Origin of the sequence: Lactonifactor longoviformis, from assembly GCF_042848515.1 — a bacterium.
GTDB lineage: Bacteria > Bacillota > Clostridia > Lachnospirales > Lachnospiraceae > Lactonifactor > Lactonifactor longoviformis.
On the sequence record NZ_AP031453.1, the window covers coordinates 4,844,746 to 4,864,067 of the forward strand.

Below are 19,322 nucleotides of genomic sequence, written 5' to 3' on the forward strand. Positions count from 1 at the left end.
ATTTGAAGCCCGGTGACAGGGATTATGAAAAACTGAAACGCTCTATTGAGGAGTTTGGTTTTGTAGAGCCGGTGGTCTGGAATAGGGCCACCGGCAATGTTGTGGGCGGCCACCAGCGGTTGAAGGTTTTGCTGGATATGGGTGAAACCGAGATTGACTGCGTTGTGGTGGATTTGGGGCCGGAAAAGGAAAAGGCCCTGAACCTTGCCCTCAACCGGATTCAGGGCGGTTGGGATGAGGGGAAACTGGCAGAGGTCATGGCCGACCTTGACGCCTCGGACTTCGACGTATCCCTGACCGGCTTTGATGCCGAGGAAATTGACGCTTTGATGAACAAGTTTTATTCTGCCGAGGCGGTAGAGGATGATTTTGATCGGGAGAAAGCGGCGGCGGAAATGGAAGCCGCAGGCGGGGCCATTACCCAGCCCGGCGATTTATGGGAGCTTGGAAGCCACCGGCTCTATTGCGGTGATCCGGTGCTGGCAGATTCCTATGAGCGGCTCATGGGTACGGAGCAGGCGGCCTTTGCCATGGCGGCTCCGCCTGCCCTTGGTGCGGCGGAATACAAAAAAGACGGCCTTGCTCCATGGATGGAGCGGATGGCAGCAGTCGCCGGAAACCTCTGCCGGTATGCGCCTATTGTCTGCTGGAATATCGACGACCTGTTTTCCACCGGTTCCCAGTATGTGGAGCCGACCGGCTTTTACAGCATGAAACTGTTTGCGGACTGTAATTTCCGGCCCCTCTGGATTCGAGTATGGAAAAAGCAGGGAGCCTTTGCCCGCGCCGGTTCCACCCACTTAAACAGCACCAAGCCCCAGCGCCAGTTTGAATATGTGGCGGCCTTTGCCGGAGAGGAGGCCGAGGAGGTCAACCAGCCGGAGGCTTCTTGGGTGTCGGCCTTTGCGGCCCATAATTACCGCTTTGTAAAAAGGCTTACTAAGGAGGAGCGCCGCAAGTGGGGCTATGCCGGAGTGTGGGAAATGTCCGCCGCCCCACAGGCTTCGGACGGTGCGGCATTGCTACCGGTAGAACTGCCGTGGCGCTGTATGAAAATGCACAGCGATCCGGACGCTCTGGTGCTTGACCCGTTCTGCGGCGGGGCCGCGACGCTGATCGCCGCAGAGCAGAGCGGGCGGCGTTGTTTTGCCATGGATAGCGACCCGGCAAATTGTGACCTCGCCGTTATGCGCTGGGAGCAGTTTACCGGGGAAAAAGCCCGCTGCATTAAAAGTTAATTTTAAGAAATTCGCCTGTGAGGCTTGCTTTATTGGGTGTTCCAGAGTAATCTCCACTCACATCAAACGAAGGAGGTCATTCACATGACAAGAATGGACGCAATCAGCAGCTTCCAGAACAAATATTTAACGGAGAAAATGGCGTATTTCAATAACCGAAAGGCGGCCCCGGAGGAGTATGCGCTTTGCCGGGTACTGCAGGACTATTTCAGGACAAACGAACATGGCCTTGCCGCCTTCACCATTGAGGACATGGTTTGGGAGAGCGACTTCGACGCATACATGGCGGAGCTGGAAAAGGCGGGTATCCGCGAGCTGAACCTTTGCGATACCTCCACCGCCCTTATGCGCACCATCCACTTATTTTTGGCGGCAGGCTGGCAGATCGCCGGGCCGTATACACAGCGCGTAAGCAGCTACACCACGCTGGAAGGTCTGACAATGAAAAAGGTATAAAGGAAAAGGCCCGGCGACGGGCTTTTTTCCGTCGTGGCCCTTGTCTTTTGGGTGGTCTAAGGGTAATCTGTGTCACACCAAAAACGGAAGGAGGTTTTGCATGGTACAGAAAACAGACGAAGGAGGTGCGGCTATGCTGAGTAAGGAGCAGTACCGGGATGTGGTGGCCGGTATCCGAAAGATACACCGGATTGCCCGTCGCCTTGCCCGGATACCAGAGGGCAGGCTTTCGGTGGATATGGATACTGCACTGGACGTGGACTATATCAACGAATGGCTGGACATTATCCTCTGCCGGATATGCAGGCAGCAGGCGGTAAAAATGCCTGCGCTTCCCAAACAACCGAGCCCGCAAGAGCTGTACCGTTACTGCATGAAAAAGGCGGAGAAACAGGCGGGGCGCATCCGATTCGGACTTTTTACCGGTAGGATTGGCCGGGAGCTTCTCACGCAGAACGCATGGGAAGGTGTTGACAGCGCGGTATCCATTCTGGAAAGCGTGGCCGCAGAGCAAAGGAGGTGGCGTTAGTGGTATTTCCGAGAAAAGAGGTTGTGGAAGCAGTACGCGCCCGTTACCCGGAAGGGACGCGGGTGGAGCTGGTTTCCATGAATGACCCTTACAGCAAGTTGAAGCCCGGCGACCGGGGAACCGTAAAATCCGTGGATGATACGGGGACGGTATTTGTAAGCTGGGATTGCGGCTCCGGCCTCGGTGTGGTTTATGGCGAGGACAAAATCCGTATCTTGGAAGGCGGTGATTTTGAATGAGCGGGATTTTCCATGAAGGCCGTTTCTATGAGAACACGGATATGGTCTGCCGCCGCTGCGGCCATCCGGTGTATGAATCGGATAACCCGGAATACAGCTATCAATGCTTCCACTGCGACGAGGATCTGTATAGTTTTGAGGCCGAGGAGCAGGATGGATTGTATCTCCCGCCGGTTATGGTGGCCCGCCCGGTGGACGGCATCACCATTAACGAGGAGCTGGAATATCTGCTGGATGATACGGAGAAGCCTCGTGTATTCCCAAACCAGCCGGAAGCGGAGGGTTATCTGCTGGCGCATGGCTTTAACGGCGAGGCTCTGGAACATTTCTATTTTGTGGAGGTGACAGAAAATGAAGAATAAAGGCTGTGCTTTTGAACTGAAAGGCGACGGGAACTCCCGGTATTTTTCAAGCCCGGAGGTTATGGGGCTTGCGGATTTTGCCCGCTTCCTTTATGAAAACCGCGCCGGTGCAGCCGGGGTTCCTCTCCCAATCAGAAAGCGGATAGCGCAGGCAGAGGAAATTTCCGAGACAGCATGGCATGAGATAGCGGATCACAAAGTGGCTGGTTTTTCCTGCTACTTTATGCTGGATATACGGGAAAACCAGATGTGGGTAAACGAGGATACCGGCGAAGGGCTGGCGCTCTATCTATTCCCATTTACTGCAGTCATGGAGGAAGCGGCCTCCGGCACCGGAGATATATGGGTGCGGCTTCTGGCCCGTTTCCCAAAGGCTAAAATGAGTTGATACACAAAAAGAAAAAAGCTCGAAAATGGGCTTTTTTCGTCGGTGAGCCTTGTCTTATAGGGTGTTCCAGAGTAATCTGTGTCACACCAAAAACAAGGAGGATTACCCATGATCGACTTACGAAATTACAAGGACTATATCCGCGAGCTGGTAGCGAAGGAAAACGAGAAGGATAAAAACTGGCGCTGGTCGGTGAAAAGTATCGGCAAGAGCCGCGTCCGTATCCGCTGGGGCTATCTGGACTATTTAGAGGAAAAGGAAAATTGCTTCATCATTGATCTGGATTCTTCTATACCGGACATGGAATGGCTTCACGCCCGCAAGCCGGACGGTGATATAATTGAGTGCTATATGGTGGTGGAGGGAAAGCCCAATCCGCAGGTTGGCGCAGAGCAGACAATCCAGAGCGGCCTGCGGGACGCCATTTGGGAAATCGCTTATATTGCTCATTCCCGCTATTAAAATAAACCGAAAGAAAAGCCTGAATTTCCGGGCTTTTTTTGTTGTGGAGCCTTGTCTTTTTGGGTGTTCCAGAGTAATCTCTGACAACATCAAACAAAGGAGGTTTCCCTATGAAACAGACAGCAGAAATGAAGCAGGCGGCCTTTGAGAAGCTCATGCACGACAACGGCTTTCAGTATCTCGGAGCGACTGCCCGCGACGGACAATTTATCTATGAGCGCACATGGCGGCATACCGTACCGGTTGCTTTCTATGGCGAGCAGGAAAGCACTTACAGGATTGCGGCGTATATCAGTTTCGGTGTACCCATCATCCAGCTTTTTGAGAACGGGCGGCATACTGACACCCGCGACTATTCCAGCCCCAAGCGGGCAATGAACGCAATCAAAGAAATCATCCGGTGCGCCGGGTATGCCATGTAAGGAGGGGCAGCTATGAGCGATTTTAGAGAAGAATATGAAAGAACATACGGCCCCATGAGGGCCGCCAGAAAGGACATATCCCCGGAGCTGCACAAAACGCTGGTGGCCTTATGCCAGCGCAACTGCTGGGTAAAGCGCAACGGCCTCGCGTTTATGGATGATCCTTGTTTAGAATTAGACAGCCCCTATACGTTCTGCGAGTATGAGGACATTGCCATGTTGAAGTTATTTTTTGAGCATGGGAACTGGAGCATACGGCAGGGTGTGGTATATAAGGACTTGTTCTTCTGCAATCAGGTGAACGGCGGCGACGAATGGTGGACGTGCCGGTACGACCATGAGGCCGGGGCCTACTTCCCCTTTGAAAGTGTGACCTTTGGAGAGTTAATCCGCCGGGGCGAATTTGAAACCCTGCTGGCGGATATGCTGGCGGCTACCGTGGAGCAATGCAAACATCTGGATTATGCGGGAAGGAGTAAAGAGCATGAATGATTTATTTTCAAGGTGGCTGGTTTCCGGTGACGCTGGCCCCTGGTGCTTTCAGGATAAGGGATACAATTATATTCTGATCCGGGTGGAGAAAAACGCAGACTTTGAATATCTGTTCTGTCAGCGGCAGTATAACAAAGAGGGCCTTGTACGGAATAGCACCTTCAAATATGCCGGAATCTACTGCCGGAAGGACGGCCTGCTTTATGACGCAGAGTATGACCTTACCAGCATGGAGGAGAACCCGGAGCCTTTGAAAGCACGTTCTGCCAAGGCGCTCCGGGAGCGGCTAAAGGCGGCTGTCCGGGAAAAGGTGGAGGCGGCTATCGGCAATGACCGGAAGAACCTGCAAATCACGGAGCTTACGGACGGCAGGCTTTTGAACCAACTGGAATATACCCTCAAATACAGTGCAGCGGAAGCCGCCCGTAAGCACTATCTGGATACAGTGGATTTTGAGCTGCCGGTATTTTCCTGCCGCTATGACCCGGATCAATGGAAGGAGGATTCGCTTCTTTCCTATATCGCCGACCCGGAGGGCTATGCAGGCCAGCAGGCAGAGAGCTATATCGCGGAAAATCAGGAAAGTATGCTGTACGATTTTCTGTATAATGATGCGGTTTTGAAGGAATATCAGGCTATTCTGGCGGATACTGAAAACCCGGTGCATCTCATTAAGAAAATCGCGGCGGCAATGGCGACGACCTCGGCAAAGACGGTCAATGTCACCATACGCAAAAACGAAACGGAGTTTACCTTCAAAACGGAGGCTTTCTCCCTGCGCGGGGATTGCGGCAGTCACTATAATTCATGGAGTATTGTAGCGGCGGATCGCCGGAAATTTGAACAGCTCTTTGGGCGGAGTGCAGATTATACGCCGGGGGAAATCCTCCGCATTACTTACGCCAGAAATGTATTGTATGAAGCCGGTAAATAGGCCCGGCCAGTAAAAACTTAAAAATTATCTTTAAGGGACTTCCTTTCGGGGAGGTTCCTTTTTTGATGGCAATTTACAGGAAGGAGGCGTTTGCCATTGCGAAAATTAAAGACCTACCAGCCCACCCGTTTCATGGCCGACGGCTCCCGCTATAACGAGGAGCTGGCGGAACTGGCAGTTGCCTTTATCGGCTGTCTGAAACATACCAAGGGTGAGTGGTACGGGCAGAATTTTGACCTGATCGACTGGCAGGAGCAGATCATCCGCGACCTGTTCGGTATTGTGAAGCCTAACGGATACCGCCAGTTTAATACCGCTTATGTGGAGATTGCCAAGAAGCAGGGAAAATCGGAGCTGGCCGCTGCGGTGGCACTGCTCCTTACCTGCGGGGACATGGAATACGGCGGCGAGGTCTACGGGTGTGCTTCTGACCGGCAGCAGGCGTCGATTGTCTTTGACGTGGCCTGCGGCATGGTGGAGCAATGCCCGGCGCTGAAATCCCGCATTAAGCCGGTGCTGTCCCAAAAGCGGCTGATCTATAAGCCGTTGGGGAGCTTCTATCAGGTGTTATCGGCAGAAGCCTATACCAAGCACGGCCTGAACGTCCATGCGGTTGTGTTCGACGAGCTTCATGCGCAGCCCAATCGCCAGCTTTATGATGTTATGACCCATGGCTCCGGCGACGCAAGGAAGCAGCCCTTGTATTTTCTCATTACTACGGCGGGCAATGATACCAACTCGATCTGCTATGAGGTACACCAGAAAGCGCGGGATATTCTGGATGGACGGAAGATTGACCCGACTTTCTATCCGGTGATCTACGGCGCAGACGAGGCAGACGACTGGACTTCCCATGAAGTGTGGGCCAAGGCTAACCCGTCCCTCGGTATCACGGTGGATGTGGAAAAGCTGGAAGCGGCCTGTGAGAGTGCGAGGCAGAACCCCGCCGAGGAAAACCTGTTCCGGCAGCTTCGTTTGTGCCAGTGGGTAAAGCAGGCCGTCCGGTGGATGCCTATGGAAAAGTGGGATAAATGCGCCTTTGCGGTCAATGCGGAGGCTCTGCGGGGCCGGAGGTGTTATGGCGGCCTCGACCTTTCCTCCACAACGGATATAACGGCCTTTGTGCTGGTATTCCCGCCGGAGGATTCGGACGACAAGTACGCTATTCTTCCGTTTTTCTGGATACCGGAGGATAATATGGAGCTTCGGGTGCGTCGTGATCACGTTCCCTATGACGTGTGGGAGAAGCAGGGGTATCTCAAAACCACCGAGGGGAATGTGGTGCATTATGGCTTTATCGAATCCTTCATTGAGGAGCTTGGTACAAAGTACAACATTCTGGAAATCGCGTTTGACCGCTGGGGCGCGGCGCAGATGGTGCAGAACTTGGAGGGCCTTGGCTTTACAGTGGTTCCCTTCGGGCAGGGCTTTAAGGATATGTCGCCGCCCACAAAGGAGCTTATGCGCCTAACGCTGGATGAACAGCTCGCCCATGGCGGCCACCCGGTACTGCGCTGGATGATGGACAACATTCATGTGCGCACTGATCCGGCGGGCAATTTGAAGCCGGATAAAGAGAAATCCACGGAGAAGATCGACGGCGCGGTGGCGGCCATTATGGCCCTTGACCGGGCTGTCCGGGGTGGCGGTATGACCGGCGCTTCCATTTACGATGAAAGGGGGCTTTTGCTGATATGAATATTTTTACACGGATGTTTTCAGCGCGGGATAAACCGGAGGATATGCGCCGGGCGAAGGACGCGCTGGGAGGCAGCCGCTTTTCCTTTTTCTTTGGCAGCTCTACCAGCGGAAAGCCGGTGAATGAGCGGACGGCCATGCAGATGACCGCAGTATATTCCTGCGTCCGTATCCTTTCCGAAGCGGTGGCGGGGCTTCCCCTCCATGTGTACCACTACGGGGAGAACGGCAATAAAGAAAAGGCGCTCACTCATCCGCTATACCATCTGCTCCATGATGAACCGAACCCGGAAATGACCTCGTTCAATTTCCGGGAAACGCTGATGGGACACCTGCTGCTATATGGCAATGCTTACGCGCAGATTATCCGAAACGGCAAGGGCGAGGTCATTGGCCTGTATCCCTTGATGCCTTCCAAAATGACGGTTGACCGGGACAGCAAGGGGCAGCTCTATTACCTCTATACGCGCGGCTCTGACGATTCCCCGGTGGACAGCGAAAACGGGCAGATATATCTGCCTCCGGATCAAGTGCTTCATATCCCCGGCCTTGGCTATGACGGGATTGTTGGATATTCACCGCTCGCTATGGCGAAAAATGCCGTGGGGCTGGCGATTGCCACGGAGGAATATGGGGCGAAGTTTTTCGCCAACGACGCGGCTCCGGGCGGTGTGCTGGAACATCCCGGCGTACTGAAAAACCCGGATAAGGTGCGGGAGAGCTGGAACAAGCTGTTCCGTGGCAGCGCAAATTCCCACCAGATCGCGGTATTGGAGGAGGGCCTCAAATATCAGCCCATTGGAATTTCACCGGAGCAGGCACAATTCCTCGAAACGAGGAAATTCCAGATCAACGAGATTGCCCGTATTTTCCGGGTGCCGCCCCACATGATCGGGGATTTGGAGAAATCCAGCTTTTCCAACATTGAGCAGCAATCGCTTGAATTTGTCAAGTATACCTTGGAGCCGTGGCTTATGCGCTGGGAACAGAGCATGGCGCGGCGTTTGTTTTCGGACAGCGAGAAGAAGGAGTATTTTATCCGCTTCAATGTGGAGGGGCTTCTGCGCGGGGATTATGAAAGCCGCATGAACGGTTATGCGGTGGCCCGGCAGAATGGCTGGATGAGCGCCAACGATATAAGGGAACTGGAAAACCTTGACCGTATCCCGGCGGAGCTTGGCGGCGACCTGTATCTGGTAAACGGCTCCATGACAAAGCTGACGGAGGCCGGGGCCTTTGCAAAGACAGCGCAGGAAAATAAAGAAGAAACGGAGGAAAGCAAGTGAACAAATTCTGGAACTGGGTGCGGAACTCGGACGAGAGCCGCACCCTTTATCTCAACGGCACCATTGCCGAGGAAAGCTGGTTTGACGATGATGTAACGCCAGCGGCCTTTAAGGCGGAGCTGTTTTCCGGGGAGGGCGATATTACCGTCTGGATCAATTCGCCGGGCGGCGACTGTATCGCGGCTTCTCAGATTTACAGTATGCTCATGGACTACCGGGGCGCGGTAACGGTGAAGATCGACGGCATTGCCGCCAGCGCGGCCAGCGTGATCGCCATGGCCGGAACCACTGTCCTCATGGCACCCACAGCCTTAATGATGGTGCATAACCCGCTGACTGTGGCAATCGGCGATTCGGAGGAAATGAAGAAAGCGATTGCCATGCTGGATGAAGTAAAGGAGTCAATCATCAATGCCTATGAAATCAAAACGGGGCTGTCGAGGGCGCGGCTCTCACACCTCATGGACGCGGAAACATGGCTGTCCGCACACAAAGCCGTGGAACTCGGCTTTGCCAACGACCTGCTATTTGCCGCGCAGGAAGATACCGCGCCCAAACCGGCGAGCTTCGCATTCTCGCGCCGGGCGGTAACGAACAGCCTGCTGAACAAATTGCCGCATAAGCAAACAGAACAGAAACAACCTGCCGAGCCGCTGTATCAGCGGCTTAATTTATTGAAATTTTAAGGAGGATTCTACTATGAACAAGATTTTGGAACTGAGGGAGAAACGGGCGAAGGCGTGGGAGGCCGCGAAGGCTTTTCTGGATTCCAAGCGCGGGGCCGACGGCCTTTTGTCCGCCGAGGATGTGGCGACCTATGACAAGATGGAGGCCGACGTTGTAAATCTGGGAAAGGAGATTGACCGGCTGGAACGCCAGCAGGCATTGGACGTGGAACTTTCCAAGCCCGTCAATACGCCGATCACCGGAAAGCCTGCCGCTCCTTCCGGAGAGGAGAAAGCGGGCCGTGCTTCTGCGGAATACCGGAAGTCCTTCTGGAACGCTATGAGGAGCAAAATGCCCGGACATGAGATTTTGAACGCCCTGCAGATCGGGACGGATTCCGAGGGCGGCTATCTGGTGCCGGATGAATTTGAGCGCACCTTAGTGGAGGCGTTGGAGGAGCAGAACATTTTCCGTACTCTGGCTCATGTGATCCAGACCAGCTCCGGCGACCGGAAGATCCCGGTGGTGGCTTCCAAGGGGACGGCCTCTTGGGTAGACGAGGAGGGCGCGATCCCGGAGAGCGACGACAGCTTTTCTCAGGTATCCATTGGGGCTTACAAGCTCGGCACTATGATTAAGGTTTCCGAGGAGCTGATTAACGACAGCGTGTTTGACCTCGAAGCCTACATTTCCCGTGAATTTGCCCGCCGGATCGGGAACAAGGAGGAGGAAGCCTTCTTTACCGGGGATGGCACCGGCAAGCCGCTGGGTGTGCTGGCGGCAACAGGCGGCGCAGAGATTGGCGTTACCGCTGCGGCGGCTGCGGCATTTACGGCGGATGAAATCTTTGACCTGTTCTATTCCTTGAAAGCGCCTTACCGGAAAAGCGCGGTGTTCCTTATGAACGACGCTTCGGTAAAGGCCCTTAGAAAGCTCAAAGACAGCAATGGCCAGTATCTGTGGCAGCCTTCCCTTACCGCCGCGACCCCGGATACCCTCATGGGCCGCCCAGTCTATACTTCTGCTTTCATGCCTGCGCTGGAAGCCGGTGCAAAGTCTGTCCTGTTTGGCGACCTTTCCTATTATTGGGTGGCCGACAGGCAGGGCCGCTCTTTCCGCCGCCTTGGCGAGTTGTTTGCCCCGACCGGGCAGGTGGGCTTCCTTGCGACCCAGCGCGTGGATGGCAGGCTGATTCTGCCGGAGGCGGTGAAGGTGCTGCAGCAGAAAAGCACTTCCGCAACGTAAGGAATGAGGTGGCGGTATGGAGGAATTACTGAAAAAAGTAAAAGCAAATCTGATTCTCTCCCATGACGAGGACGACACGCTGCTGCAAAGCTACATTACAGCCGCCGTTTCCTATGCGGAGAGCTACCAGCATATCCCCACGGGCCATTATGCCGACAATCCCATGCCGCCCACCACCGAGCAGGCCGTTATCATGCTGTCGTCCCATTTCTACGAAAGCCGGGACGGCAGCACAGGCGGCTTCTTTGGTGATTTTGTTGGCGCAAGTGAGCAGGTATGGAATACGGTGAACCGATTGTTACAGCTTGACCGGGATTGGAGGGTGTAGCCTATGAGTTTTGGAAAAATGCGCACGCCCATCCAGATACTTTTAAGGGAGAATGTAAAGGACAGCGAGGGCTTTTCTGCGCCAAGGGATACCGTGCTGGCTTCGGTTCGGGCCTACCATGAGGCCCGGCATGGGAGCGAACGCTGGGCCAACCGGGCGGCCTTTTCGGAGGCAACCGACCTGTTCCGGTTCCGTATCATTCCCGGCCTGCAGATCACAACAAAGCTGTTTCTGCTCTGCGAAGGCTGCCGGTATGACATTACCAGCGTGGAGGATGTAAAGGGGCGCGGGATGTATGTGGAGATTTTAGCGAAAAAGGTGGTGGCGGCGAATGGCTAAAGTACAGATCAAACTGCCGGAGGATTTCCTGCTTCGGCTCTCCCGGCTGGGGGATAAGACCGACGAGATTATTCCCAAGGTATTAGAAGCGGGCGGCGAGGTCGTGGAGGAAAAAGTGCGGGCGAATTTGAAGGCGGTCATTGGCCGCGATACCAAAGAGCAATCCCGCTCTACCGGCGCGTTGCTTTCGGCCCTTGGTGTTTCCCCGGCAAAGATTGACCGGGACGGCGATTACAACGTGAAGGTTGGTTTTGCGGAACCGCGCTCGGACGGGCGCAGTAATGCCATGATTGCCAACGTCCTCGAATACGGGAAAAGCGGGCAGCCTGCAAAGCCGTTCCTCAAACCGGCGAAAACAGCGGCCCGTGCGCCCTGTATCGAGGCCATGAAAGCCGCCTTTGAGAAGGAGGTGGAAAAGCTGTGAGTCTGTTGGAAGATTTGAACGATACACTGGCCCCTTTGGGTATCCCCATAGAAACTGGCGTTTTTCAGGATACACCGCCAGAGGAATATCTGGTGGTTACTCCCCTGTCAGACAGTTTCGGCTATCACGCCGACAACCTGCCGCAGTATGAAGTGCAGGAGGCCCGGCTTTCCTTCTTCAAAAAGGGCAGCTATACCAAACAGAAAAATGCGATTGTCCGCGCCCTGCTGGCTGCGGACTTTTCTATTACTGACCGCCGGTATATCGTTCACGAGGACGACACCGGCTATCATCATTACGCCATAGATGTGGCGAAGCACTATGAAATGGAGGGTTAGATCATGGCAACGATTGGACTTGACAAGCTGTTTTACGCCCCGATTACCGAGGATGAAAACGGCGACGAAACTTACGGCCTGCCGGTCATGCTGGCAAAAGCTATGACCGCCGAGCTTTCGATTGAGCTGAACGAGGCGACTTTATATGCCGACGATGGCGCGGCGGAGATTGTAAAGGAATTTAAGAGCGGCACCCTGTCCCTTGGCGTGGACGATATTGGCGTGACCTCTGCCGAAGCCCTGACCGGGGCGAGGGCGGATAAAAACGGCGTCCTTATTTCCGCCAGTGAAAATGACGGTGCGCCGGTGGCGGTGGGCTTCCGCGCCCGGAAATCAAACGGGACATACCGCTATTTCTGGCTGTACCGGGTAAAATTTGCGGTTCCCGGAACGAACTTGCAGACCAAGGGGGATTCCATTACTTTCTCCACGCCTACCATTGAGGGCACAATCCTGCGCCGCAATAAGGTGGACGGGAGAAACGAGCATCCGTGGAAAGCGGAGGTCAACGAGGACGACAACGGCGTACAGGCCAGCACTATTTCCGGCTGGTATAAAGCGGTTTATGAGCCGGAATATGACGCGGCGGAAGGAGGCAATGAGTGATGGAGAATCAGGAACGGGCAGCAAATATCACGGTGGGTGGCGAGGAGTACCAGCTCCTTTTGACGACGCGGGCCACAAAGGAAATCGCAGGCCGCTATGGCGGTCTTGAAAACCTCGGCACGAAGCTGATGAAATCCGAGAATTTTGAGATGGCGCTGGATGAAATCATCTGGCTTATCGTGCTTTTGGCGAACCAGAGCATTTTGGTCTATAACCTGCGCCATAGGGAGGAGCCGAAGCCCCTACTTACGGCGGAGGAGGTGGAGCTTCTCACTTCCCCGTTGGAGCTTGCGACCTATAAGGACGCGATCATGGAGGCCATGTACCGGGGAACCAAGCGCCATATTGAGAGTGAGGCAGACCCAAAAAACGTGCCGGTCGGGTAAGCGACGAGGAGTTGTTTATCCGGCTGATTTATTATGCAACGGTTCCACTCAGGCGCTCCGAGGAGGAGGCGTGGCTCATGCCCTTTGGCTATCTCATGGATTTATGGGAGTGCCATAAGCAGTTTACCGGCCTTGCAAAGCCGAAGCGGGAGCTGTTAATTGACGACATTATCCCTTACGGGATTTGAAGATAATTTTTAATTTTGCCGGGAAGGAGGTGCGTACTCATGGCAGACAATTTTGGCTTGAAAATCGGCGTCGAGGGCGAGAAGGAATTTAAGAAAGCCCTTTCGGAGATCAACCAGTCTTTTAAGGTCTTAGGTTCGGAAATGAAGCTGGTGGCCTCGCAGTTTGATAAGCAGGATAAATCCGTGGAGGCTCTTTCTGCGCGGAATACTGTCCTGAACAAAGAGATAGAAACGCAAAAACAGAAGATTGAAACCCTGCGGTCTGCCCTTGAAAATGCGGCCTCCTCCTTCGGCGAAAATGACAGGCGGACGCAGAGCTGGCAGATTCAACTCAACAATGCGGAAGCTGCTCTGAACAATATGGAGCGGGAGCTTTCCGAAAACGAAAAGGCCATTGATGAAATGTCGGACGGGATGGAGGACGCGGAGGATTCCACCGAGGATTTTTCCGACGAGCTGGACGACGCGGCGGATACGGCGGATGATGCCGGAGGCCGTTTTGAAAAGCTCGGCTCCATTGCAAAAGGGATCGGCGTCGTCCTTGCGGCTGCTGTGGTGGCTATTGGAGCCGCTGTTGCGGGCGCGGCAGGAAAGATCAACGATTGTGTGAACGTGTATGCGGAGTTTGAGGATTCCATGCTGCAGGTGGCCGCTACCATGGGGATCACGCAGGAGGAGATTGCAAACGGCAGCGACGCATACGAAAAGCTGACCAACGCGGCGAAGGAGGCCGGGGCTTCTACCCGGTACTCTGCCTCGGAAGCAGGCGAGGCGCTCAATTACCTTGCCCTTGCCGGATACGACGCAGACAAGGCGGTGGAAACGCTGCCAAAGGTCTTAAACCTTGCGGCGGCGGGCGGCATGGAGCTGGCTACTACCTCCGACCTTGTGACCGACGCCATGTCGGCCTTGCAGATGGAAACGGACGATCTGGATACATTCATAGACCAGATGGCAAAGACCTCGCAGAAATCCAACACCAGCGTCCAGCAGCTTGGCGAGGCTATTCTTGTGTGCGCCGGTACGGCTACCTCTACCGGGCAGGAGCTTACCACCTTAAATACTTCCCTCGGCGTATTGGCCGACAATGGTATCAAGGGCGCGGAGGGCGGAACTAAGCTCCGTAATGTCATGCTTTCCCTTTCCGCCCCGACGGATAAGGCGGCGGCGCAGCTTACTTCCCTTGGCGTTTCGGTCTATGACGCCGAGGGCAATATGCGCCAGCTTGACGAGATCATGGCGGATTTGAACGCCAGCCTTGGCGATTTGTCGCAGGACGAGCGCACCAACGCTATCAATAATATTTTCAATAAAACCGACCTAAACGCGGTCAATGCCCTGCTCGCATCCACAACGGGGCGGTTTGACGAGCTTTCGGCGCAGATCGACGACTGCGCTGGGGCCGCAGCGGATATGGCGGGGACAATGGAGGCCGGGCTTGCCGGTACGACCCGCTCCTTTGAATCCGCCATGGAAGGGATGCAGATTGAGGTCGGTTCTATCTTTGCGGACTTCAAGCAGACCTTAATGTCCGATTCGATTGAGGTGATCCGCAATTTCACCAACAACCTGCGGGAAGCAGGTGGAGATTGGGGGAAGATTGGCGAGGCAATCGGGCAGGCTCTTTCTGAAATCATTTTGATGGTCGGGAACTACCTGCCGCAGATCGTGGATATGGGGATGCAGATTGTTCAGACGCTCGGTTCTGCCCTCATGGATAATCTGGATGTTTTGGTAGAGGCCGCGACCTCTATTATTATGACCTTGCTGAACGGCGTGGTTTCTGCGCTCCCGGCACTTGTGGAAGCGGCGGCGCAGATTGTTGTTACCCTTGCCACGGGAATCGGCCAGTCCCTTCCCACACTGATCCCCGCCATTGTGCAGGCGATCACTACGATTGTCCAGACGCTGGCGGATAACCTGCCGTTGATATTGGAGGCGGCTTTACAGCTTGTTACCGGTCTGGCGCAGGGCCTTCTGGACGCAATCCCCGTTCTGGTAGCGGCGCTGCCTTCCATTATTACTGCGATTGTAGACTTTGTGATCGGCGCGATTCCACAGATTATCGACGCAGGGATACAGCTCTTAACTTCCCTTATTTCGGCTTTGCCGGAAATTATCACGGCCATTGTGGCGGCAATCCCGCAGATCATTGACGGGCTGGTAACGGCGGTGCTTGGGAGTATCCCGCAGATTATTGACGCAGGCGTGAAGCTGCTGATTTCCTTAATACAGAATTTGCCGCAGATCATTACGACGGTAGTGGCAGCCATTCCGCAGATTGTAACTTCCCTTGTTAATGCCATTGTCGGGAATATAGATAAAATCATTCTGGCAGGCGTCCAGCTTTTCGTGGCGCTGATTACGAACCTCCCGAAGATTATTGTGGAGATCGTAAAGGCGGTGCCGCAGATTATTGCGGCAATCGTGAAGGGCTTTGCAAGCGGCGCGTCGCAGATGGCGAGCATTGGACTGAACCTGATTAAAGGCATCTGGAACGGGATCGGTGACGCCTTGTCGTGGCTATGGGGAAAAGTCAGCGGATTCTGTTCCGACCTTATGGGAAAGATTAAGGGCTTTTTCGGTATCCATTCCCCGTCCACGGAAATGGCGTGGATTGGTGAAATGCTGGTGGAGGGCCTTGCCGGTTCCATTGAGGATAACAGCGGCGAGGCAATCAAAGCCGCAGAAGGGTTGAGCGAGGGAATCTCCGGCGTTATGGAAAATCTGGCAGAGGAAATGAAAACTTCAATCCCCACCGATTTCCATGTGGATGCCGACGCTTCCGTCCGCTCCGTAACGGATGGCATGACAGGCGTTGCCGGGGCGCAGGCCTCTGGCTTTGGCTCGCTCATTACCATTCAGCAGATGATTGTGCGCAGCGAGGACGATATACGGAAAATCTCGCAGGAGCTTTATAATCTCATGCAGGTCGGTTCCCGCGCACAGGGCCGCATTATCACAGCATAAAGGAGGGTGTGCTTATGGGCTTTTCCTACAACGGAATATCTTCTCAATCAATGAAAATACGGGCGCACCTGACCGGCTGGCAGGTGTCGCCTGCGCTCCGGAGCAATACGGAAACCGTCCCTGGTAAGGCGGGCCTCGCGGATTTCGGGACAGACAGCGGGGAGCGGTATGTGGATGTAAGCTGCAATGTCTACCCGCAAAAAACCTTCACTGATATGGTGGCGATTTTAGACCGGGTGGCCGCATGGCTCGACCCGACGGCGGGAACCAAGCAGCTTGTTCTGGATGATGTGCCGGATCGGTATTTTATGGCCCGGCTGTCGGATGCGGTGGACTGTGAACGGCTGCTTAGGGCGGCGGGGGCTTTTTCCCTGCGGTTCCTTTGTCCTGATCCTTATGCCTATGCGCTGGATGATGAAGCCTTTGTGCTTTCCGATTTGGGGACACATGAGGCCGTGAGGGAAACCGGGAACATGGATTCCGAGCCGGTCTATCTCCTGCGCGGGGCTATCCCTTCGGGGACTTCAAGTTATGTTTCAATTACCACAAATGGCGAGGAGCTTCGGATCACAGGGCCGTTATCTGCGGGTGAGATTTTGGTGATCGACACCGGAATGGTAACAGCCAAGGTGACGGACAGCGCGGGCAACACCATAAGGAACGGCCTGCCCTGCCTGCAGGAGCTTAATTTTCCCATACTCCGCCGGGGAATGAACGCGGTGGCGATACAGACGGTGGGCGGGGCTTCCTTTTCGGAGCTTCGGATACAGGCCAAGAGTAGATGGAGGTGAGGCTATGGCGGTAAAAAGCATATTGACAAAGCAGGAGGATTTCACAGGGGAATTTCCGGCGGATCATGCGGCCTCCGGCCTCTGGCGTTTCAATGAGGCTGCGCCGGACAGCAATAACCGCCTTGCAGATTCCTCCGGGCGGGGCCGGGATTTTACCGTCATAAATTGGAGCGGTACAAGCGCCAGTATGCGGCAGGGACAGAAGGGCCGATATTTCCGGCTGAATATCACTAACCCCACCAGCGAGAAAACCTATCTGCAGGCCGTCAATGACGGTTCGATTTTTGAGAATCTTGGAGCCTGCATTGCTGTAGGCGGCTGGATGAACCCCACTACTTACTCAGTGGGAAATACTTACTGCCCGATTTTCAACACAAGGCAGGGGCCGGGTCAGCCGATTTTTTACCTGTCGCTGATTCGGGGGAAGCCGAGACTTATGCTCTACAATGCCTCCGGCTCCCTGATACTGGACGAATCGGTAACGCCGCCTTTTTCTCTGGTAAATAATGGCTGGTATTTTATCGCGGCACTTATAGAGCCGGATCATAAGCGGGCGGCCTATGTGATAGGTGACAGAGGCACCGGGCAGGTTTGGGCTTCCGATCCGCTTACATGGACGGGAGAGCTGAACCGCGCCTGCGTGGCCGACCTTATCATGGGGATGCACGCAAATCAATATTACTATGCGGGCGGCTTTGACGACTGGTTTCTGGATACGGATTCAGCCCTTACAGCGGATGATTTGGTGGAATATTTCAAAGCCTCTCTTTCGGCCAACGGCGGGGATATGGAGGAAGATGTGGACGCCATATCGGAGCCGGGCAGCGTTACCCTGCGGAAAGGCTCCGGCGGGAATTATCCAGCCAGCGGCCAGCTCATTACCGGAGCTGTATCCTGTGCTTTATCCGGGACGGGACGGGTATCCGTCGCCAGTGAATATACAGCAGGCACGACGGCTATTGATCTGATTGAAACTTCAACCTCCGACGATTTGGAGGAATGGTCTGGCTGGCAGGCAGTAGGAGCCAGCGGTGAGCTGCAGTCCCCGAACCGGCAGTATATCCGGTTCCGCATTACCCTGACAACAAGTGATCCGGCCCGGACGCCAAAGGTGCAGGAAATCCAGCTCCACGATATTCCCAAGGCTCCCTATGAAAAGCTGGGCTTTGCCCGGCCTGTGGTCTTGGATAAAAACGGCGCATGGGAGGCGGTATTGGAGAACGCCTTTGATATTGTTGTCACCAGCGAGGTAAACGGCGCAGATACCATGGAATTTTATCTGCCTTTCCATGATCCCAAACGGGCCTCGCTGGATAATGAAAAACAGGTGCAGATTGTAAATGACGTGTACCGTATCCGAACCCTGACGGATACCAAGGACACAGACGGACGGATCGTGACGCAGGTATATGCGGAGGCCGCCTTTTATGACCTTTCCTTTTCCGAAGAAAAAGCGGAAACGGACTTCAATGCGGATACGGCGGAGGCTCCCATGCGACATGCCCTTTCCGGCACTGGCTGGGCGGTGGGGACGGTTACGGTATCCACAAAGAGGACGTGGACGTGCAGCGAGAAAAACGCCCTTTCCATCCTCCGGGCCACGCAGAATATCCACGGCGGGGATCTGATTTTTGACTGTGCAAACCGCCTCGTCCACCTGCTTACCTTTGGCGGGAAGGACAGCGGGGCGTTGTTCGCATATCGGAAAAACCTGAAATCCATTCAGCGGGTAGTGGATACCCGAAGCCTTGTCACCCGGCTCTACGCCTACGGCAAGGATGGAATGACCTTTGCTTCTATCAATAACGGGCGGGAATATGTGGAGGATTTTTCCTATACAAGCGAGGTTCGTATTTCCACGCTGGACTGCTCGAATTTCACAAACCCGTATCAAATGCTGGAATTTGCAGAGATGCGCCTTGCGCAGTATGCAAAGCCCCGGATTTCCTATGTCCTCTCGGCTATGGACTTGTCGGCTCTGACCGGCTATGAACATGAGGCGTGGGATTTGGGCGATATTGTGACGGTGGATGATAAGGATTTGAACCTTTCCGTAAAAACCCGCGTGGTGCGCCGCCAGTACAATCTGCAGGAGCCATGGAAAACCGTGCTGGAATTATCAACGACCCTGCGGGAGCTGGGGGATTCCTCGGCGCAATGGGATAAGGCAGCAGATATGCTGGCTTCTACGGATGTGATTGACCGGCAGGAGGTAAAAGACCTTGTACCATTCAACCACCTGCGAAATTCCCGCGCCGACAGCGGCATGAATTACTGGCTCAATTCCGGTTTTGAGGTGGACGTGGCAAACGGCGTTTCCGGTACGGCCTGCTTTAAGGCTGTGGGAGTATCCGGCATGACTAAGAGCCTTGCGCAGACGGTCTACCCGGCCAGCCGCAGCAGTTATACCTTTTCTGCGCAGATTGCCTCGGAGGATTTGAAAAAAGGGCCAAACGGACAGGTCGGGATTGAAGTTGTTTTTGAATATGAGGACGGTTCCACGGAAACGCGGTTCATTGACCTCTTTTAATATAG

The 19,322-nt window shown here is 54.5% G+C and carries 23 protein-coding genes; all 23 read left to right on the forward strand.

Features of this window, described 5'->3' with window-relative positions; all coding sequences use genetic code 11:
- Window positions 1-2: 2 nt before the first annotated feature.
- The 23 genes from ACGHCT_RS22135 (at window position 3) to ACGHCT_RS22245 (ending at window position 19,317) form a co-directional block, all read left to right on the forward strand.
- Window positions 3-1,238 (forward strand): DNA methyltransferase, encoded by a 1,236-nt coding sequence (locus ACGHCT_RS22135; RefSeq protein WP_390437512.1) that lies wholly within the window; start codon window positions 3-5, stop codon window positions 1,236-1,238.
- 84 nt (window positions 1,239-1,322) lie between these two features.
- Entirely contained in the window at window positions 1,323-1,694 is a 372-nt protein-coding gene (locus tag ACGHCT_RS22140; RefSeq protein WP_009296504.1) for a hypothetical protein, read from the forward strand.
- Between the two features lie 100 nt (window positions 1,695-1,794).
- Window positions 1,795-2,223, forward strand: a complete 429-nt coding sequence (locus ACGHCT_RS22145) for a hypothetical protein (RefSeq protein WP_009296503.1) — start codon at window positions 1,795-1,797, stop codon at window positions 2,221-2,223.
- Complete coding sequence (locus ACGHCT_RS22150) at window positions 2,223-2,462, forward strand: DUF4314 domain-containing protein (RefSeq protein ID WP_009296502.1); 240 nt, start codon at window positions 2,223-2,225, stop codon at window positions 2,460-2,462. Before ACGHCT_RS22145 ends, ACGHCT_RS22150 begins: the two co-directional genes overlap by 1 nt.
- Window positions 2,459-2,824: a hypothetical protein gene (locus ACGHCT_RS22155; RefSeq protein ID WP_009296501.1), complete on the forward strand. Its 366-nt coding sequence runs from the start codon at window positions 2,459-2,461 to the stop codon at window positions 2,822-2,824. Before ACGHCT_RS22150 ends, ACGHCT_RS22155 begins: the two co-directional genes overlap by 4 nt.
- Window positions 2,814-3,212, forward strand: coding sequence for a hypothetical protein (locus ACGHCT_RS22160; RefSeq protein WP_009296500.1), 399 nt, complete (start codon window positions 2,814-2,816; stop codon window positions 3,210-3,212). The genes ACGHCT_RS22155 and ACGHCT_RS22160 overlap by 11 nt, the downstream gene beginning before the upstream one ends.
- Before the next feature lie 108 nt (window positions 3,213-3,320).
- A complete protein-coding gene (locus tag ACGHCT_RS22165) occupies window positions 3,321-3,674 on the forward strand; it encodes a hypothetical protein (protein WP_009296499.1) in 354 nt (117 codons plus the stop codon).
- Window positions 3,675-3,784: 110 nt separating this feature from the next.
- On the forward strand, window positions 3,785-4,096 hold the full coding sequence (locus ACGHCT_RS22170; protein WP_009296498.1) for a hypothetical protein: 312 nt from the start codon (window positions 3,785-3,787) through the stop codon (window positions 4,094-4,096).
- Between the two features lie 12 nt (window positions 4,097-4,108).
- Entirely contained in the window at window positions 4,109-4,588 is a 480-nt protein-coding gene (locus tag ACGHCT_RS22175; protein WP_009296497.1) for a hypothetical protein, read from the forward strand.
- Window positions 4,581-5,522: a hypothetical protein gene (locus ACGHCT_RS22180; protein WP_009296496.1), complete on the forward strand. Its 942-nt coding sequence runs from the start codon at window positions 4,581-4,583 to the stop codon at window positions 5,520-5,522. The genes ACGHCT_RS22175 and ACGHCT_RS22180 overlap by 8 nt, the downstream gene beginning before the upstream one ends.
- A gap of 96 nt (window positions 5,523-5,618) precedes the next feature.
- Entirely contained in the window at window positions 5,619-7,220 is a 1,602-nt protein-coding gene (locus tag ACGHCT_RS22185) for a terminase large subunit (protein WP_009296495.1), read from the forward strand.
- Entirely contained in the window at window positions 7,217-8,506 is a 1,290-nt protein-coding gene (locus ACGHCT_RS22190) for a phage portal protein (RefSeq protein ID WP_009296494.1), read from the forward strand. The genes ACGHCT_RS22185 and ACGHCT_RS22190 overlap by 4 nt, the downstream gene beginning before the upstream one ends.
- On the forward strand, window positions 8,503-9,192 hold the full coding sequence (locus ACGHCT_RS22195; RefSeq protein WP_009296493.1) for a head maturation protease, ClpP-related: 690 nt from the start codon (window positions 8,503-8,505) through the stop codon (window positions 9,190-9,192). Before ACGHCT_RS22190 ends, ACGHCT_RS22195 begins: the two co-directional genes overlap by 4 nt.
- 13 nt (window positions 9,193-9,205) lie before the next feature.
- Window positions 9,206-10,417: a phage major capsid protein gene (locus ACGHCT_RS22200; RefSeq protein ID WP_009296492.1), complete on the forward strand. Its 1,212-nt coding sequence runs from the start codon at window positions 9,206-9,208 to the stop codon at window positions 10,415-10,417.
- A 16-nt stretch (window positions 10,418-10,433) separates the two neighbouring features.
- Window positions 10,434-10,745, forward strand: coding sequence for a head-tail connector protein (locus ACGHCT_RS22205; protein ID WP_009296491.1), 312 nt, complete (start codon window positions 10,434-10,436; stop codon window positions 10,743-10,745).
- A 3-nt stretch (window positions 10,746-10,748) separates the two neighbouring features.
- A complete protein-coding gene (locus ACGHCT_RS22210; protein WP_009296490.1) occupies window positions 10,749-11,084 on the forward strand; it encodes a head-tail adaptor protein in 336 nt (111 codons plus the stop codon).
- Complete coding sequence (locus tag ACGHCT_RS22215; RefSeq protein ID WP_009296489.1) at window positions 11,077-11,508, forward strand: HK97 gp10 family phage protein; 432 nt, start codon at window positions 11,077-11,079, stop codon at window positions 11,506-11,508. The genes ACGHCT_RS22210 and ACGHCT_RS22215 overlap by 8 nt, the downstream gene beginning before the upstream one ends.
- Window positions 11,505-11,846 carry a hypothetical protein gene (locus ACGHCT_RS22220; protein WP_390437513.1) on the forward strand — a complete coding sequence of 114 codons (342 nt, stop codon included), beginning with the start codon at window positions 11,505-11,507 and terminating at the stop codon, window positions 11,844-11,846. Before ACGHCT_RS22215 ends, ACGHCT_RS22220 begins: the two co-directional genes overlap by 4 nt.
- A gap of 3 nt (window positions 11,847-11,849) precedes the next feature.
- The gene (locus tag ACGHCT_RS22225; RefSeq protein WP_009296487.1) at window positions 11,850-12,452 is read left to right on the forward strand and encodes a major tail protein; all 603 of its coding nucleotides are present in this window, start codon (window positions 11,850-11,852) and stop codon (window positions 12,450-12,452) included.
- Complete coding sequence (locus ACGHCT_RS22230; RefSeq protein WP_009296486.1) at window positions 12,452-12,838, forward strand: hypothetical protein; 387 nt, start codon at window positions 12,452-12,454, stop codon at window positions 12,836-12,838. The genes ACGHCT_RS22225 and ACGHCT_RS22230 overlap by 1 nt, the downstream gene beginning before the upstream one ends.
- 227 nt (window positions 12,839-13,065) lie before the next feature.
- Entirely contained in the window at window positions 13,066-15,996 is a 2,931-nt protein-coding gene (locus tag ACGHCT_RS22235) for a phage tail tape measure protein (protein WP_009296485.1), read from the forward strand.
- A 14-nt stretch (window positions 15,997-16,010) separates the two neighbouring features.
- The gene (locus ACGHCT_RS22240; RefSeq protein ID WP_009296484.1) at window positions 16,011-16,787 is read left to right on the forward strand and encodes a distal tail protein Dit; all 777 of its coding nucleotides are present in this window, start codon (window positions 16,011-16,013) and stop codon (window positions 16,785-16,787) included.
- A 4-nt stretch (window positions 16,788-16,791) separates the two neighbouring features.
- Window positions 16,792-19,317 (forward strand): phage tail spike protein, encoded by a 2,526-nt coding sequence (locus ACGHCT_RS22245; RefSeq protein WP_009296483.1) that lies wholly within the window; start codon window positions 16,792-16,794, stop codon window positions 19,315-19,317.
- Window positions 19,318-19,322: the final 5 nt, after the last annotated feature.

Coding starts and splice junctions, on each gene's coding strand:
- ACGHCT_RS22140 (WP_009296504.1), top strand. CDS start 1,323: ATGACAAGAATGGACGCAATCAGCAGCTTCCAGAACAAATATTTAACG.
- ACGHCT_RS22145 (WP_009296503.1), top strand. CDS start 1,795: ATGGTACAGAAAACAGACGAAGGAGGTGCGGCTATGCTGAGTAAGGAG.
- ACGHCT_RS22155 (WP_009296501.1), top strand. CDS start 2,459: ATGAGCGGGATTTTCCATGAAGGCCGTTTCTATGAGAACACGGATATG.
- ACGHCT_RS22160 (WP_009296500.1), top strand. CDS start 2,814: ATGAAGAATAAAGGCTGTGCTTTTGAACTGAAAGGCGACGGGAACTCC.
- ACGHCT_RS22165 (WP_009296499.1), top strand. CDS start 3,321: ATGATCGACTTACGAAATTACAAGGACTATATCCGCGAGCTGGTAGCG.
- ACGHCT_RS22170 (WP_009296498.1), top strand. CDS start 3,785: ATGAAACAGACAGCAGAAATGAAGCAGGCGGCCTTTGAGAAGCTCATG.
- ACGHCT_RS22175 (WP_009296497.1), top strand. CDS start 4,109: ATGAGCGATTTTAGAGAAGAATATGAAAGAACATACGGCCCCATGAGG.
- ACGHCT_RS22180 (WP_009296496.1), top strand. CDS start 4,581: ATGAATGATTTATTTTCAAGGTGGCTGGTTTCCGGTGACGCTGGCCCC.
- ACGHCT_RS22190 (WP_009296494.1), top strand. CDS start 7,217: ATGAATATTTTTACACGGATGTTTTCAGCGCGGGATAAACCGGAGGAT.
- ACGHCT_RS22200 (WP_009296492.1), top strand. CDS start 9,206: ATGAACAAGATTTTGGAACTGAGGGAGAAACGGGCGAAGGCGTGGGAG.
- ACGHCT_RS22205 (WP_009296491.1), top strand. CDS start 10,434: ATGGAGGAATTACTGAAAAAAGTAAAAGCAAATCTGATTCTCTCCCAT.
- ACGHCT_RS22210 (WP_009296490.1), top strand. CDS start 10,749: ATGAGTTTTGGAAAAATGCGCACGCCCATCCAGATACTTTTAAGGGAG.
- ACGHCT_RS22215 (WP_009296489.1), top strand. CDS start 11,077: ATGGCTAAAGTACAGATCAAACTGCCGGAGGATTTCCTGCTTCGGCTC.
- ACGHCT_RS22225 (WP_009296487.1), top strand. CDS start 11,850: ATGGCAACGATTGGACTTGACAAGCTGTTTTACGCCCCGATTACCGAG.
- ACGHCT_RS22230 (WP_009296486.1), top strand. CDS start 12,452: ATGGAGAATCAGGAACGGGCAGCAAATATCACGGTGGGTGGCGAGGAG.
- ACGHCT_RS22235 (WP_009296485.1), top strand. CDS start 13,066: ATGGCAGACAATTTTGGCTTGAAAATCGGCGTCGAGGGCGAGAAGGAA.
- ACGHCT_RS22240 (WP_009296484.1), top strand. CDS start 16,011: ATGGGCTTTTCCTACAACGGAATATCTTCTCAATCAATGAAAATACGG.
- ACGHCT_RS22245 (WP_009296483.1), top strand. CDS start 16,792: ATGGCGGTAAAAAGCATATTGACAAAGCAGGAGGATTTCACAGGGGAA.